Source organism: Myxococcus dinghuensis (assembly GCF_024198235.1).
Lineage (GTDB): Bacteria > Myxococcota > Myxococcia > Myxococcales > Myxococcaceae > Myxococcus > Myxococcus dinghuensis.
Window position 1 is genome coordinate 139,767 of the sequence record NZ_JAKCFB010000005.1, and the last position, 15,855, is coordinate 155,621.

General features: G+C 72.1%; 14 protein-coding genes. 8 read left to right on the forward strand and 6 right to left on the reverse strand.

Annotated elements, in window-relative coordinates; genetic code table 11:
* Nucleotides 1-4: 4 nt before the first annotated feature.
* The 7 genes from LZ198_RS09535 (at nucleotide 5) to LZ198_RS09560 (ending at nucleotide 7,038) form a co-directional block, all read left to right on the forward strand.
* Nucleotides 5-904 carry a S1C family serine protease gene (locus LZ198_RS09535; RefSeq protein WP_253971586.1) on the forward strand — a complete coding sequence of 300 codons (900 nt, stop codon included), beginning with the start codon at nucleotides 5-7 and terminating at the stop codon, nucleotides 902-904.
* Nucleotides 905-920: 16 nt separating this feature from the next.
* Complete coding sequence (locus LZ198_RS09540; protein ID WP_253971587.1) at nucleotides 921-1,835, forward strand: S1C family serine protease; 915 nt, start codon at nucleotides 921-923, stop codon at nucleotides 1,833-1,835.
* Nucleotides 1,836-2,011: 176 nt separating this feature from the next.
* Entirely contained in the window at nucleotides 2,012-2,461 is a 450-nt protein-coding gene (locus LZ198_RS43635; protein ID WP_407667393.1) for a type II secretion system protein GspG, read from the forward strand.
* 153 nt (nucleotides 2,462-2,614) lie between these two features.
* Complete coding sequence (locus tag LZ198_RS09545; protein ID WP_253971588.1) at nucleotides 2,615-3,187, forward strand: HAD family hydrolase; 573 nt, start codon at nucleotides 2,615-2,617, stop codon at nucleotides 3,185-3,187.
* A complete protein-coding gene (locus LZ198_RS09550) occupies nucleotides 3,184-5,352 on the forward strand; it encodes a lysylphosphatidylglycerol synthase domain-containing protein (RefSeq protein WP_253971589.1) in 2,169 nt (722 codons plus the stop codon). The genes LZ198_RS09545 and LZ198_RS09550 overlap by 4 nt, the downstream gene beginning before the upstream one ends.
* Nucleotides 5,353-5,387: 35 nt before the next feature.
* Entirely contained in the window at nucleotides 5,388-6,137 is a 750-nt protein-coding gene (locus LZ198_RS09555) for an NTP transferase domain-containing protein (RefSeq protein ID WP_253971590.1), read from the forward strand.
* 58 nt (nucleotides 6,138-6,195) lie between these two features.
* Entirely contained in the window at nucleotides 6,196-7,038 is an 843-nt protein-coding gene (locus LZ198_RS09560) for a glycosyltransferase family 2 protein (RefSeq protein WP_253971591.1), read from the forward strand.
* Here LZ198_RS09560 and LZ198_RS09565 read toward each other — a convergent pair.
* Nucleotides 6,967-8,718, reverse strand: a complete 1,752-nt coding sequence (locus LZ198_RS09565) for a hypothetical protein (RefSeq protein WP_253971592.1) — start codon at nucleotides 8,716-8,718, stop codon at nucleotides 6,967-6,969. The two genes, LZ198_RS09560 and LZ198_RS09565, sit on opposite strands and share 72 nt — an antisense overlap.
* 93 nt (nucleotides 8,719-8,811) lie before the next feature.
* On the reverse strand, nucleotides 8,812-9,105 hold the full coding sequence (locus tag LZ198_RS09570) for a ubiquitin carboxyl-terminal hydrolase 14 (RefSeq protein WP_253971593.1): 294 nt from the start codon (nucleotides 9,103-9,105) through the stop codon (nucleotides 8,812-8,814).
* Nucleotides 9,106-9,286: 181 nt separating this feature from the next.
* On the opposite strand from LZ198_RS09570, the gene LZ198_RS09575 reads away from it, so the two are divergent.
* Entirely contained in the window at nucleotides 9,287-10,777 is a 1,491-nt protein-coding gene (locus tag LZ198_RS09575; protein ID WP_253971594.1) for an MFS transporter, read from the forward strand.
* Between the two features lie 16 nt (nucleotides 10,778-10,793).
* Here the strand turns inward: LZ198_RS09575 and LZ198_RS09580 are convergent, their stop codons facing one another.
* The 4 genes from LZ198_RS09580 to LZ198_RS09595 all read right to left on the reverse strand — a co-directional run bounded on the left by LZ198_RS09580 (nucleotide 10,794) and on the right by LZ198_RS09595 (nucleotide 15,772).
* Nucleotides 10,794-11,279 (reverse strand): GNAT family N-acetyltransferase, encoded by a 486-nt coding sequence (locus tag LZ198_RS09580; protein ID WP_253971595.1) that lies wholly within the window; start codon nucleotides 11,277-11,279, stop codon nucleotides 10,794-10,796.
* A gap of 147 nt (nucleotides 11,280-11,426) precedes the next feature.
* On the reverse strand, nucleotides 11,427-12,014 hold the full coding sequence (locus LZ198_RS09585; RefSeq protein ID WP_253971596.1) for a thioredoxin family protein: 588 nt from the start codon (nucleotides 12,012-12,014) through the stop codon (nucleotides 11,427-11,429).
* Nucleotides 12,015-12,045: 31 nt separating this feature from the next.
* On the reverse strand, nucleotides 12,046-14,370 hold the full coding sequence (locus LZ198_RS09590) for a protein-disulfide reductase DsbD family protein (RefSeq protein ID WP_253971597.1): 2,325 nt from the start codon (nucleotides 14,368-14,370) through the stop codon (nucleotides 12,046-12,048).
* Nucleotides 14,371-14,509: 139 nt separating this feature from the next.
* Nucleotides 14,510-15,772 (reverse strand): vWA domain-containing protein, encoded by a 1,263-nt coding sequence (locus tag LZ198_RS09595; RefSeq protein WP_253971598.1) that lies wholly within the window; start codon nucleotides 15,770-15,772, stop codon nucleotides 14,510-14,512.
* Nucleotides 15,773-15,855: the final 83 nt, after the last annotated feature.

Below are 15,855 nucleotides of genomic sequence, written 5' to 3' on the forward strand. Positions count from 1 at the left end.
CGCCATGTCCACCGACCTCCTCCAATCCCTCTCCCACTCCCTCGCCTCCGTCGTGGAGCGCGTCGCGCCGAGCGTCGTCCGCATCGAGGCCCGCCGTCGTCGCGGCGCCACCGGCATCGTCTGGAGCACCGAAGGCCACATCCTCACCACCAGCCACGCCGTCGAGCACGAAGGCTCCATCCAGGTAGGACTCCCCGACGGCCGCACCGTCTCCGCCGAGCTCGTCGGCCGGGACGCCAGCACCGACCTCGCGCTGCTGAAGCTCGACCCTTCGGGCCACGCGCCGCTGACGCCCGCGGTGCTGGACGACGTGAAGGTCGGCCACCTCGTCGTCACGGTCGCCCGGCCGGGACGCACGGCGCGCGCCACGCTGGGCATGGTGAGCACCCACGGCGAGGGCTGGCGCACCCACGCGGGCGGACGCGTGGACCGCTACCTCGAGACGGACGCGGACCTGCCGCCCGGCTTCTCCGGTGGCGCGCTGGTCGACTCCCAGGGGCGCCTCGTCGGCCTGCTCACGGCGGCCTTCTCGCGCACGGCCGCGGTGGTCATCCCCGTCGACACGTTGACGCGCGTGGCCTCCACGCTGAAGGAGCACGGCGGCATCCGCCGGGGCTACCTGGGCGTGGGGGCGTATCCCGTGAAGCTGCCTCGTCACCAGTGGGAGGCCGCCGGGACGGAGGCGGGGCTCATCTTCCTCTCCGTGGACCCAGACGGGCCCGCGAGCAAGGCGGGGCTGGTGTTGGGCGACGTGCTGGTGAGCCTGGGCGGACAGGCGCTGCTCGGCGTGGAGGACCTGTTGGGCTACCTGGGCGACGAGAAGGTGGGCACCACCGTCCAGGCCCGCGTGCTGCGCGCCGGTGAGGTGCGCGAAGTGCCCGTCACCATCGGCCGGCGTTCGTGAGGAGCGAGGACACACCATGAAGCTCTTGCAGCAGTTCTCGGATGATTTGGAGACGCTCGTCTCCCGCGCCTCGCCCGCGGTGGTGGGCGTGGAGCATGCCCGGGGCCATGGCACCGGCCTCTTCCTCACCCCGGATGGCTACGTCCTCACCAACCGGCACGTGGTGATGCGGGGCTCGCGCAAGCTGACGGTGCAGCTCTCCAATGGGGAGGAGCTGCGGGGCACGCTGGTGGGCGGAGACGCGCCCACGGACCTCGCCGTCGTCCGCGCCGAGGGCACCGACTTCCCCACGCTGCCCCTGACGGCGCCGGAGACGGTGCGCGTGGGGCAGCTGGTCATGGCCATCGGGAACCCGTTCCGGTTGGAGCAGTCCGTGGCCATGGGCGTGGTGAGCGCCGTCAACCGCAGCGTCACGTTGCCGGACGGCGTCATCCTGGAGGGCATGCTCCAGACGGACGCGGCCATCAACCCGGGCAACTCGGGCGGGCCGCTCATCAACACGCGCGGAGAGGTGGTGGGGCTCAACACGCTGGTGCTCCCGTATGCCCAGGGCATCGGCTTCGCGGTGAGCGCCACCACGGCGGCCTGGGTGGCCAGCCTGCTCATCCAGCGAGGACGCGTGGAGCGCCGCTTCCTCGGCATCGCCGCGACGGCGGTGAACCTGGACACGGCGCGGGCGAAGGACGCCGGACAGCCGCGCGCGGTCCGCGTCCTCCACGTCAAGGAGGGGACCCCGGCGGACGACGCGGGTCTCCAGCCGGACGACCTGCTGCTGGCCATCAATCAGCGGGCCGTCAGCAGCGTGGACGACCTCCAGCGCTTGATGGCCCTGGCCACGGACGAAGAGGTCTCGCTGGAGGTGCTGCGCAAGGGTCGCAGGAAGCAGCTCTCCGCCCGCACCCGCCCGCGCCCCGAGTCCTTCGCCGCGTGAGTCTTCCAGCCCCGGGGCCCACGCGAACGTGGCGTGGGCCCCGCGCGGGCAGGAATGACAATCACCGATTCCCAATCCCTGTCGTCCTGTCAGCCCCGCGCGCCTCACCGCAGGCGTGCTCCCGGGAGACAGGTGCCGCGCGATGACAGGCACGCGGGTTGAATCGTGAATCGGGGATGCACCCTCCCGTCCCGAGCAGGCCCCTGAGTCATGCCTTGCGCGAAGCTGGCAAGGCGACGTTCTTCGCCGCCACCCTGTGCGCGGGGGTGCTCCTCCCGAACTGGCTTCTCCGAGTGGCCAGCGAGCTCAGCGTCTACGCATACCGCAACAGGAGCCATCACTCGGGACACGACAGAGCCCTGCTGGACCTGAGGAACATCGCAGCCGCGCTCCGCGTCCACCATCGATACACCGGGCGATACCCCACCCAGGCCGAGGGACTCCAACCGCTCCTGGACATGGGAGGTCTCGAAACGCGGCCGTTCGACCCGTGGGGCGACGAATACGAGTACGCCTCGTGTGAAGGACGGATCCTCCTCTGGAGCCTGGGCGCGGACGGCAAGCCAGGAGGAGACGGCCCTGACGCGGACCTCGTGTTGCCGGGAGCACGCCCCACCGCTCAGTGAGCAACCATCAAGGCTTCACCCTCCGCACGGGTCGAACACCTTGTCCAGGAAAGACTGAGCAGGCGAGGCTCGCCGCGCCCCCGTCTCCCGGCTTGCATCCATGGCATCCGTCCAAGTATTCCGCCAGCACCTGGCGTGCTGCGGAATCCCAGCATGCAGGGGGGTTCGATGATCCGCTGCCTGCTGTTCGACATGGATGGGACGCTGCTCTTCACCGAGGAGGCGAACTTCGTCTCATACCGTCGCGCCTTCGCCGACGTGGGCTTCACGCTCGAGCGCGCCGCGTATCAGCGGGCCTTCGGCCTGCGCTTCGACGCCATGGTGCGTGAGGTCGGCGCGCGGTTGAGCCCCGAGGACGCCGCGCGCGTGAAGGAGGCCAAGGCCCGCTACTACCCCGAGTCCTTCGACCAGGTGCGCCCCAACCTGCCGCTCATCGGCTTCCTGCGCTCGGTGCGCGGGCACCACGCCACGGGCCTGGTGACGACGGCCGCCACGCCGAACGCGCGCGCCTTGATGCGCCACTTCGACCTCACGCACCTCTTCGACGTCACCGTCTTCGGCGAGGACGTCGCGAAGCCCAAGCCGGACCCGGAGGGCTACCAGCGCGCGATGAAGCTCGTCGGCATGGCCCCCGCCGACTGCCTGGCCTTCGAGGACAGCCCCAGCGGCATCGCCGCGGCCGAGGCGGCGGGCATCCACGTGGTCCGCATCCAGGAGCCGACGTGAAGCGCTCGCGGTTGTGGGCGCTCGCCCTGGTGGGCCTGGGACTGCTCGTCAGCGCCCTCTTCCTCACGCGGTTCATCGACGAGTCGCGGGAGTCCGGCCAGTGGGTGCCCTCCGGGCACGTGCCGCTCTGGGCCATCCCCGTGGCGGTGCTCTGCCAGGTGGTGGCGCACGCGCTGCGGACGAAGAACTCCCAGCGCCTCCTGCGCGTGGTGCGTCCCACCACGTGGCGCATCCTCTTCTCCGGCCTGTCCGTCGGCTACCTCTTCAACGCCATCCTGCCGTTCCGCCTGGGTGAGCTGGTGCGCGCGCACCTCATCGGCACGCGCATGCGCATCAGCCGCGCGGTGGTGCTGTTCACCATCCTCTTCGAGCGCGCGGTGGACGGCCTGCTCCTGGGCCTGTGCGCGCTGGGCGTGGTGGTGGCCACCTGGACGCGGGCACCCGAGGCCGCGGCGCTGATGCTCCGGCTCGCGCTGGGCGTGGGCGCGGTGAGCCTCACGGCGGCGCTGCTCATCTGGCTGCTGTACACGCAGAACCGCCGCATGCTGCGGGCCCTGGGCGGGCTCACCGCCCTGCTCAACGACCGGCTGAAGGACCGCATCCGCTTCGTCCTCTGGTCGCTCATCTACGGCACGCACGTCATCTTCCGCTCCGCGCGCCTGGGCCGCTTCGTGCTCACGTCGATGACGATGTGGGCGCTCTACCTCGCCTCGGCGGCCGCGCTGGTGTGGGGCTACCTGCCGGACCGGGACCCCGTGGGCACCCTGGGCACCGCCATCGGCGCCTACCTCTCCGTGGGTGTGCCCTCCGGCCCCGGCTTCGTGGGGACGTTCCACTACTACTACTCGGAGCTGGCGCGAGGGCTGCTCGGCATCACCGGCGTGCCCGTGGGCCTGTCGCTGGTGACGTGGGCGGTGCTCATCGGCCCGTTCGCGCTGGTGGGCCTGTACTTCCTGGTGGAGCGCCAGCGGGAGCGCGCCGCCACCGCGACGCCCCGGCTGGAGCGACTGAAGAACAAGCTGCACCGGGACGCGGACATCAGCCGCGAGTTCAGCCACTTCCTGGACGAGTACTTCTCCGGGCAGGCGCTCAGCCACGTGTTGTCCACGGGCGAGCTGCGCGGTGACTTCCGCATGGTGCGCACCTTCAAGGGCGGCTCCAACGCCAGCACCCTGCTCGTGTGGGCCGGGCAGGCGCTGAGCGTGCGCAAGGTGACGCTGCCGCAGCACGCGGAGAAGCTGAAGGTGCAGCACGACTGGCTGTTGTCGCGCAAGGACGTCCCGCACCTGCCCCGCATCCTGCGCGAGCTGCGCACCGACGACTCCTACGCCTTCGACCTGGAGTACCGCGAGCAGTACATCCCCTTCTTCCAGTTCATCCACTCGGAGGAGGTGGAGCGCTCCAAGCAGGTGCTGGACCAGGTGCTGGACTTCGTGGGCACGCACATCTACGCGAAGGGGGAGCGGCGCGACGAGCCCGCGCTGCTGGAGCGCTACCTGCGCGAGAAGGTCGAGGACAAGGTGCGCGACGCGGCGGCGCTGAGCCCCCGGCTGGCGGAGCTGCTCACGCACGACACGCTCTCCATCAACGGGCAGCGCTACGAGAACGTGTTCCCCGCGCTCGCGCGCCTGCGCGCCAACCCGCGCGCGCTGGCGGAGCTGGCCAGCGTGCGGGACACGCCCATCCACGGCGACCTGACGGTGGACAACCTCATCGTGCGGCGCGAGGACGCGGACTTCCTCGTGCTCGACCCGAACAACGAGAACGCCATCAGCGACCCGGTGGTGGACCTGGGCAAGCTGTGCCAGTCGCTGCACTCCGGCTACGAGTTCCTCTGCCAGCTCGAGCGGGCGCGCAGCGAGGACGCGGTGGTGGAGTACGAGGAGGCCACGTCCTCGCGCTACGCGGAGCTGTATACCCACCTCCAGCGCCGCTTCGAGACGACGCTGCCCCCCGAGGTGCGCCGCGCCGTCCTCTTCCACGAGGCGGTGCACTACTGCCGCATGCTCACCTACCGGGCCCGCATCAACCCCGACAGCCTGGTGGCCTTCTTCGCCACCGCGGTGCGCCTGTTCAACGCCTTCAACGCCCAGTACACGCCGGAGGCGCTGGGCTCCGGCCCGGACGCCCCCACGTCGTCGACCTCCCTCCAGCGCACGGCCTGACCCCAGGCGCGCCCCTTCACTCGAAAGCCCCTCCCATGCGTCCGCTCCACGTCCTGCTGCCCATGGCCGGCCTCGGCTCGCGCTTCGCCGACGCGGGCTTCACCACGCCCAAGCCCCTCATCCCGGTGGACGGCGTGCCCATGGTGCTCAAGGCCCTCTCCAGCCTGTCGGGCTGGGGGCTGGACGTCGTGCACACCGCCGTGGTGCGCCGGCCGCACGAGGAGCAGTTCCGGCTGGCCACGCTGCTGCGCGAGGCCGTGCCCGGGCTGGAGGTGGTGATTCTGGAGGAGATGACCCGGGGCGCGGTGGAGACGGCGCTCGCCGCGTCCGGGCGGATGACGGGGGAGCGGGGCCTGCTGGTCATGGACTGCGACCTGTGGTTCGACAGCCCGGCGTACGGCGAGCTGGTGCGCGCCGCGCTCGCCAGCGACGACCCGACGCTCGCCGGAGGGCTGCTCACCTTCCCCTCCCAGCTCCCGCGCTACAGCTATGCGAAGTGCGAGGGGGAGCGGGTGGTGCGCACGGCGGAGAAGGTGGTCATCTCCGACGCGGCCATCATGGGCGCCTACTTCTTCGCCACCGAACGCCACTTCCTCACCGCGGGCCGCCAGCTCATGGACCGCCCCATCTCCGACGGCATGCGCGAGTACTACCTGTCGCTGCTCTACAACCTCCTGCTGGAGGCGGGGGGCACGGTGCGGGCGGCGCGGGTGGCGCGCTACGCCTCCTTCGGCACGCCGGAGGAGCTGCGTCAGTACGAGGCCCAGGGCCCCACGACGCCTTGAACGGCGTCAGGCGTCGCGGTAGGGGAGCCGCGACGCATCTTCCGCGAAGGAGCCTCCCGTGGCCGCCGAACGCATCCTCGTCTTCGTCCCCATGTACAACTGCGAGCGGCAGATTCCGCGCGTGCTCGGCCGCTTCAGCGAGGACGTGCAGCGCCGCTTCGCCGAAATCATCGTGGTGGACAACGGCAGCCGCGACAACGGCGTGGAGGCCGCGGCGCAGGGGCTCGCGAAGCTCCAGCACCTGCCGGGCAAGGTGCTCGTCAACGACGACAACTACAACCTCGGCGGCTCGCACAAGGTGGCCTTCGAGTACGCGCTCGCGCACGGCTTCGACCACGTGGTGGTGCTGCACGGCGATGACCAGGCGGACATCAACGACCTGGTCCCCATCCTCGACGCCGGCAACTACCGGCAGCAGGACTCGCTGCTGGGCAGCCGCTTCATGCGCGGCTCGCGGCTGCAGGGCTATTCGCTGTTCCGCACCCTGGGCAACCACGTCTTCAACCTGCTGTTCTCCGCGGCGGCGCGGCGGCGCGTGTACGACCTGGGCTCCGGCCTCAACCTGTACTCGGTGCGCTACCTGGAGCCGCGCTTCTACCTGGGCTTCCCGGACAACCTCACGTTCAACATCCACCTGCTGCTGGCGGGCATCCACCGGCGCTCGCACTTCGGCTTCTTCCCGCTGAGCTGGCGCGAGGAGGACCAGGTCAGCAACGTGCGCATGGTGCGCCAGTCGCTCCAGACGGGCCGCATCGCGCTGGAGTACGCGCAGGACCCGGAGGCCTTCCTCGCGAAGGACTGGAGCAGCCGCCCGGGCCGGCCCTACACCTCAACCGTTGTGGCGCAGGTGAGCGGGGGCCACATCGACCGGACCCGCGGCCCCGCCTTCCCCGCCCGCTGACGGCGGCTGGGCGGCGACCCGCGCGCGGAGCACCCGCGCCTCGAACCAGGCCAGCGGCACGGCGAGATAGCCGAACACCCACAGGTCGGTGACGTAGGACGGGTGGCTGGCGGGCGCGGCCAGGAACACCATGGCGGCGGGGCCCAGGATGGCGCCCGCCGTCACCGCGGAGACGGGCAGCGTGCGCCACCGGCTGACCAGCCACAGCGCCAGCAGCAGCGCGGGCAGGCCGTTCCAGGGGAAGAAGAGGTAGCGTCCGCCCAGCGCCTCCGGCCAGCTCGCGTCGCGCAGCCAGTGGGTGACGCGGGCGATGGACTGGGGCGCCTTCGCCGGGTCCAGGCCATGCTCCGCGAGCAACTGGGCTCCCGCGGGCGAGTAGGCCGCGTTCACGTCCGCGGTCTCCCGGTGCGGGATGAAGGGCGGCGGCACCCTGACGCTCAGGCCCAGCACGCCCGCGAACGTGATGAGGCGGTTGGACAGCAGCAGCGCGGGGTTGTCGCGCGCCATGCGGAAGTAGACCCGCTTCAGCTCCGCCATCTTCTCGGGCGTCACCGGCGGGTGGAGGGCGTCCCAGTAGCAGGGGGACTCTTCGAGCAGGTACCGGTCCCGCAGGCAGGAGTAGGCGACCACCTCCTCCATCGCCGCCTTGTCCCCCTCCGGGTCCGGCGTGAAGTAGTGGTTGTTGACCATGAAGCCCAGCGGGTTGAGCAGGAGCGTCAGGGTGTAGCGCTGCTTGATTTCGGGCCACTCGACCAGGAGGCGCGGCTCGATGCCGCGCCGGAACACCTGCATGAGCCCCACCGTGCCCACGAGCACCGCCACCGCGAGCGCCACGCGGACCTGGCGCGACAGCACCAGCACGACGGGCACGTAGAGCACCAGCGCCAGGCTGTCGCCGCGCAGGAAGGTGGCCGTGGCGGTCAGGAGCACCAGCGCCGGCAGGGTGACGGGCGTGACGCCGGACCTCCCGGTGAGCGAGCGCCGCACCATGGCGCGCAGCAGGATGAGCGCGATGCCCAGGCGCAGCAGCGCGTTGAGGATGTCGTGCGAGACGAAGATGACGAGCACGCCCAGGGGGATGGACGTCACCACCAGCGCGATGAAGAGGCCCCCCACCCTGCGCGACAACCCCAGGTGCAGGAGCAGGGAGAAGAAGTCCGCGAGCACCACCGCGAACACGAGGACGTTGAAGAGCGTGGTGGTGGAGAACTGGCCGGTGGCGCGGTGGAGCCCGTGCGCCCAGATGCCCCAGAAGGTGCTCAGCCACGGCTCCACCCGGAACTCGCTGGAGACGCGCAGCGACTGACGCGAGTCGCTGATGTAGTGGCCGGGCCACTCGCCCACCCACCACGTCAAGAAGACCACCGCGAACAGGGCCCACAGGCCGAGGAAGCTCCGCCAGCGGTGACGGACCGAGACGGGGTCCTCGCGGCGGGCGCCCAGCGTGAAGGACCAGGCGACGACGAACGTGCAGACGGTGGTGGCGAGCGCCAGCAGCATGTCGCTCGTCTGGAGCAGGCGCCGCTCCAGCTGGGCCGGGAGGGGCGAGGGCCACGTCAGCCGCATCAGCCCGAAGACGACGGCCCCCACGCACAGGGCCCCCAGGGCCAGCCCCAGCTCGGGCCGAAACCGCCGCCACCCCGAGGGAGCCAGGACTCCCTCCCCGCTTCGCGCCTCCATCTCACGCCACCTCGTGGCGGCCGGTGCCGCCGTGCTCGAAGAGGCGCGCACCGTAGCCGATTCCCGAGAGGAGCGTCGAGGCGACGCGCGGGCCTAGGTCCGGACTTCGCCCGCCTGCTGGGGCCGGTCGTCCATGAAGATGCGGTCCTCGAAGCACCACACCCACGTCTCCCCCGGCTCGAAGGACTGGATGACGGGGTGGCGCGTCTGGTGGAAGTGCTTCGTCGCGTGCTTGTTGGGCGACGAGTCACAGCACCCCACGTGGCCACACTCCAGACAGCGGCGGAGGTGGACCCAGCGGGCGCCCATCTTCAGACACTCCTCGCAGCCCTGGGTCCGCGGCTCCGGGTTCCCCGCCCGCGCGATGTGATTGCACTCGGTCGCCATGTGCCGTCCCTCCTTGGGATTGGGGACACGTGTCCCGGCCGACATGCTGCGCACGCCGCGCCACGTCCACCATCCACGAGGGGCGCGGGCAGGCGGGCCCCCGTTCGCGTGGAGGAGCCGGTGTCGGGCCTCGCCCGGGGACGGGTGGCGCGCGCGGGGCCGGAGTCCCACGCTGGAGTGTATGCCCGCCGACGCGACCACCGTCTCGTATGACAGCCGCGGTGGGAAGGCCGTCCTCCTGGCGAGCGTGCTCGGCAGCGGCATGGCCTTCCTCGACTCCACGGCGGTCAACGTCGCCCTGCCCGCGCTGGGCCGGGAGCTGCACACGGGCCTGTCCGGCCTCCAGTGGGCGGTGGATGGCTACCTGCTCACGCTCAGCGCGCTGGTGCTCACCGGTGGCGCGTTGGGGGACGTCCGGGGGCAGCGGCGCGTCTTCCTGTTCGGCGTGTTCGCCTTCACCGTGTGCTCGGTGCTGTGCGGCCTGGCGCCGAGCACCTGGACGCTCGCCCTCTTCCGGGCGGCGCAGGGCCTGGGCGCCGCGCTGCTCGTGCCCGCGAGCCTCGCCATGCTGCGCACGTCCTTCCCCGAGCAGGACCGGCAGCGCGCGGTGTCCGCCTGGGCGGGCCTGTCCGGCGTCACCACGGCGCTGGGGCCGCTGCTCGGCGGCTGGTTGGTGGACGTGGCGTCGTGGCGGCTGGTGTTCTTCATCAACGTGCCCATGGCGCTCATCACCGCGTGGACGACGCTGCGGCACGTGCCGGACGACACGCCGTCGGGGACGCCGCGGAAGCTGGATGTGGCCGGTTCGGTGACGGCGGCGCTCGGCCTGGGCGGCGTCATCTACGCGCTCATCGAGGGCCCCGCGCACGGCTGGAGGGCCTCCACCGTGCTCGCAGCCGTGGGCGGCGTGGTGATGCTCGGCGTGTTCCTCGGCATCCAGGCGCGGGGACGCCACCCCATGCTGCCGCTCGGCCTGTTCGCCTCGCGGACGTTCTCCGGCGCGAACCTCACCACGCTCGCCGTCTACTTCGCGCTCGGCGGCGTCAGCTTCCTCGTCATCCTCGCGCTGCAACAGGAGCTGGGCTACTCGGCGCTGTCCGCGGGCGCCTCGCTGCTGCCGCTCACCGTGCTGATGCTGGTGCTGTCGCCCCCCGTGGGACGGCTCGCGGGGTACACCGGCGCCAGGCCGCTGATGACGGTGGGGCCGCTGCTGGCCGGCGCGGGCATGGCGCTGCTGACGCGCATGCACCGGGGCGGAGGCTACGTGGGCAGCGTGTTGCCGGGCGTGCTCGTGCTGGGCGTGGGCCTGAGCCTCACGGTGGGGCCGCTCACGTCCGTGGTGCTGGGCGCGGTGGAGGAGCGACACGCGGGCATCGCGTCGGGCGTGAACAACGCGGTGGCGCGCATCGCCGGCCTGCTGGCGGTGGCGCTGCTCCCGCTGCTGGGGGGCCTCGCGGGCAAGACGGGTGAAGCGTTCCTCGCGGGCACCCGCACCGCGCTGTGGATTTCGGCGGGGCTGTGCGTGGTGGGCGCGCTGTGCTCCTGGCTCATGCTCCCGCGCGACGTGGGCCGGCTGACGCGCGGCGGGGCGGCGAAGGACACACCGCCCCCACCCCACCCTCCGCGCGCGACCTCACGCCTCGGGCTCCACCTCCGCCGTCGCCACGACTAGGGCGCTCCCAGGAGGCTCACGCCCCGGGCTTCCACTCCAGGGCCGTGGGGTTGGTGGAGAAGCCCATCGCCTCGTAGAGCGGACGCCCGTCGTTGGAGGCATGCAGCCACAGCCGCCCCAGCCCCAGCTCGCGCGCGAAGTCGAGCATGTCCGTCATGAGCGCGCGGGAGATGCCCCGGCGCCGCCAGCGCGGCGCGGTGTACATGTTGACGATGTAGCCCTCCAGGCCGGAGAGCCCCTCCGGGGACGGGGGCCGCTCGTACGGCGCCAGCCCCGCGCACGCCACGGCCTCCCCGTCGACGTAGGCCAGCCACACGTGGAAGCGGCCCGCGGGCAGCGCGGTCGGCAGGTAGCGCCGCGTGGCCTCCGCCCAGACCGCCAGCTCCTCGGGATGGGGAGCGGCCAGCTCACACATCAACGCGAGCCGCAATCGGATGACGTCTTCCAGCTCCGCGAGTCCTGCCTTGCGGATGATGTATTCCCCGGCGGTCGTGGTCAGCATGACGACCATCGTAGGCCCCTGGAAAACACAGACAATAAGGGCAACCCGAGGATGAGACACCGCGCACACGAGCCCCCTCGGGAAACACGCAGGCCCACTCCCCCCAGAGGAGAAGTGGGCCTGTATCATCCCGTGTGACGCGGGGGCTCAGCTCGCGGACTTGTACTTCACGGAGCAGCCGTAGGGCGTGGTGGTGGACGCCGGGACGGGCTTGCCGCCCAGCAGCGCGTCGACCGTCGTCTTCACGTGGTTGACCTTCTTCTCGTTCTTGCCGCGCGGGTCGTCGTCGATGGCGCCGGCGTAGCGGACCACGCCCTGCTCGTCGATGACGTACATGTGCGGCGTCGTCTTGGCGCCGTACGCCTTGCCCGTGGCGCCGCTGGCGTCCTGGAGGACCGGATAGGTGAAGCCCTCGTCCTTCTTCCAGGCCGCGGACTTCTCCGGCGTGTTGTGCGCCGTGGAGTCCACCGCGAGCCAGACGACCTTCTTGGCGTCGAAGCCCTTCAGGGTGTTGGCCATGGTGTCCGCCTCGTAGTGCCGCTTCACGAACGGGCACTCCGGGTTGGTCCACTCCAGCACCACCACCTTGCCCTTGTACTGCGACAGCGAGTGCTCCTTGCCCGCCTCGTCCTTCAGGGTGAAGGCGGGCGCCGGCTTGCCGACCTCCGCGTCCGCGAAGGCGGGCGCGCCCGCGAAGAGCGAACCCAGCGCGACGGCGGTGAAGACCTGCTTCATGGCGTACCTCCTGGTTGGGTGCAGCGTGTGTTCAAGGCTTGGGGAGACGCGCCGCGCAGAGGACCTTCGAGCCATCCGCCCGGTTCGAGGGCGAGCACGCGGAGGCGCGCTTCACGGCGTCCACCACCGAATCCACCGTCAGCAGCTCCGGCAGCACCTCCGGCGCGTCCGGCGCCGCGGGGTCGAGCACCAGGTACATGGGCACGCCCGCGCGGCCGTGCTCCGCCAGCCGGGCGGTGATGCGCGCGTCGCGGCGCGTCCAGTCCGCGACGAAGAAGGCCACCTGGTGCTCGGTGAAGGCCGCGCGGACCTCCTCGCGCGACAGCACGGTGCGCTCGTTGAACTTGCAGGTGAGGCACCAGTCCGCGGTGAAGTCGACGAACACGGGCTGACCCGCCGCCAGCGCGGCGGACACCGCCTCGTCGCTCCAGGGCTGCGCCTGCGCCACCGTGGAGGAGGTCGCGCGCGGGGTGGCCGCGGCCGCGTCGTCGAAGCGCAGCGTCGCCACGCCCGCGCCCACCAGCACCACCACCGCCACGCCGAGCGAGGCCCACCGGCGGCCGCCCTCCTGCGTCTGCGACTGGCCGTAGACCCACGTGCCCAGGCCCACCGCCACGAGGAACGCCAGCAGGCGCGCCATGCCGTCCACGCCGGCGAGGCCGCCCATCACCCACACCAACCACACCGTGGTGCCCAGCAGCGCGAAGCCCAGCACCTGCTTGAAGCGCTCCATCCACGCGCCCGGCTTGGGCAGCCGCTTCGCCAGCCCCGGCACCAGCACCAGCACGCAGAACGGCAGCGCGAGCCCCAGCCCCAGCGCGGTGAAGACGGCCAGCACCGTGATGGGGCCCGCCGCGAAGGCGAAGCCCACCGCCGTGCCCAGCAGCGGCGCGGAGCACGGCGTGGCGAGCACCACCGCCAGCACGCCCTCGCCCGCGCTGTGCATGAGCCCGTGGCTCTGGTCCACCTTGCCCGCGAGCGAGGTGCCGTCCAGGCCCACGTTGAAGACCCCGAAGAGGTTGAGCGCGAAGGCGACGAGCACCGCGCTCACCGCCGCGACGAAGAGCGGCTCCTGGAACTGGAAGCCCCAGCCCACGCCCGCGCCGCCGGCGCGAACCGCGAGCACCGCGCCCGCCAGCAGCAGCATGCTGCCCACGATGCCGCCGGCATACGCCGCGGCGTGCGCGCCCACGCGGCCCTGCTCCTGCCGCACCATGCGCGTGAAGCCGTACGCCTTGAGCGCCAGCACCGGGAACACGCACGGCATCAGGTTGAGCAGCGCGCCCCCGAGGAACGCGAACACCAGCGCCATGCCCAGCCCCAGCGACGACTCCGCGGGCGCGGCGGCGGGCACCACGGCCGCGGGCTTCACCGCCGCGAGCGAGTCCTTGATGGACGGAGGCTTCGCCACCGCCGCGGGCGCCGCGCCCGGAACGGCCGCCGCGGCCACGACGGGCGCCAGCGGGGCGTCCACCTCCAGCGCGTGGTAGCCCGTGGCCGCCGTGCCCAGGCGCAGCACGCCCTCGAGCCGGGGCTCGGCTTGCGGCACGTCCGGCTCCGCCTTGCCCTCGAGCGCGAAGCGCCCGGGCGCCGTCTCCTTCAGGTGCACCACGTCCACGCCGGGGATGCGCGCGGGGACGAAGAAGTCCTTCTCCAGCGGCGGCAGCGGCGCGCCCTTCGTCGAGGTCAGCGTGAGCGTCCCCGTGAAGGGCTGGCCCGCGGTGAGCGGCTTCGTGGCGAGCTCCACCTTCACATCGTAGCCGCTGTCCGCCATGGGGCGCGGGACGCGGGCGCGCGCGGCGTCGAACGTCGGCATCGCCTCCGCGTCCGGGAGCGTCTGGGGCCCCACGGGGATGGTGCGCGTGAGCATCATGTCCGCGGGGATGCAGTGCACCTCGCACACCAGCGCGTTCACCGCGGCGGAGAGCTGGAGCGAGCCCTGGGCCTGCGCGGACGCGGTGGCGTTCGCGAACAGGAGCACCTCGCCCTCGTAGCCGTGGGTGACGATGAAGCCGTCCGGCGTGCGGAAGGTGCTGGGGAAGGGCCACTGGAGCGGGCCCACGGTGCTGCCCGGCGTGTCCCAGTCGATCTCCGTCTCCAGGCCGGAGTCACCGGGGTTCTTCCAGTAGATGTGCCAGCCCGGATCCAACCGGAAGCGCACGCCCACGCGGAAGGTGTCGCCCGGCTTCACCTGGGTGGCGTCGACGAGCAGCGAGGCCTCCACCCGGGGGTCGCCCTCGTCGGGCGCGCTCGTGGCCACCGCGGACGGGGGCAACGCCGCGTGGGCCACCGTCGCCAGCAGCCACAGACACAGACCGCCCACCGGGACGAGCCTCTTGGACACCGTGTGCTTCATGTGCCTCCCGTTAACCCAGACGAGGCCCGCCCGCCAGCACCCGGCACGCACCTCATTCAGGGAGGAACCCTCCAGGCGAGCGGACATTCCCCGGGCGCGCGGGGCCCAGGCCCCGTGTGGGCAACCAGGCGAGCGCCCCTCAGTCCTCCGACTTCCAGGGGTTCATCACGGACACGGGGGCGGCGGGCCCCACGCGGCTCAGCGTGATGCGGGACACCTCCGAGCGCGCGCGCCGCATCACCAGTCCCTGCGGGTTGGCCGCGCGCTTCTCGACGTAGCGACGCAGGTCGGCCAGCCGCTCCATGTGACGCTGCGGCAGCACCTCCGGGGCGCCCAGCCGCGCCAGCTTGTAGAGGGCGAGGTCGGCGACCTCCAGGGCCTGCTCCGCGACGTCCTGCTGCTTGCGGCCCAGCGCCTTCCACGCGGCCGACTCCGCGGCCACCAGCTCCAGCTCCGCGGACACCGCGCGCACGAAGCGCCCCTGGTCGCTGTCCGGCGACAGGCGCGTCACCGTCACGGGCGCGCGGCGCGTGTCGCCGTTCTCCACGTAGGAGGCCGTCACGCCCAGGTTCCACGCGGAGCCCACGGACGCGTCCAGCGTGCCGTCGAAGAGGACGCGGCGCGCGAAGGACTGCGACACGGAGCCGAGCACCGCGCTCATCGCGTCTCCCTCCACGCGCGCGGGGTAGCGATGGCGGCAGCGCAGCGCGGAGAAGCCCGTGGGCAGCACGTACACGCGCGCGTCCGAGGCCACCTCGCCGAACAGCTCCGCGGACATCGCGGCCACGGCGAGCGGCAGGCTCTCCGGGTCGTCCACGTGCACGAAGCCCGTGCCCGCCGGGGACGTGAGCGCGTCCAGGATGTCGGGCAGGTAGTGCCGCCCCAACCCCAGCGCGTGCATGACGACGCCGGACTCCGCCACGCGGCCGCCCAGCGTGCGGAACTCCGCCAGGTGCGACGGGCCCACGGACGGCTCGCCGTCGGTGAGCATCAGCACCTGGGGCCGGGCGCCGGGGACGAACACGCGCCGCACCGCCTCCGCGCTCCGCTCGACGGCCTCGTGCAGCGCGGTGCCCTCGCCGGACTCGAGCCGGGCGAGCGTGCGCAGGAACTGGGCCTTGGCGGAGGTGTCCATCGCGCGCACCGGCAGCACCTGCTCCGCCTCCGCGTCGAAGGTGAGCAGCCCCAGGTAGTCACGCGGGGTGGCGCGCTCCACCAGCGCCTGCGCCGCCTGGATGGCCGCCAGGAGCGGCACGCCCCGCATGGACGCGCTGCGGTCGATGGCCAGGTTGACCGCCACGGGCGCGCGGGGAGCGTCCGCGTCCGCCTCCAAGGAGACGAGCAGGAGCACCTCGCGGCCATGCTCGGCGTCACGCTCCACTGCCCAGGCCGTCTGCTTCATCCGCGCTCCCGCGTGTACCGCCCGCCATTCTGCCGTGAAACCACCCCGGAGGGCCGGTGCCCCCGACGGCGAGACGTCGCGTG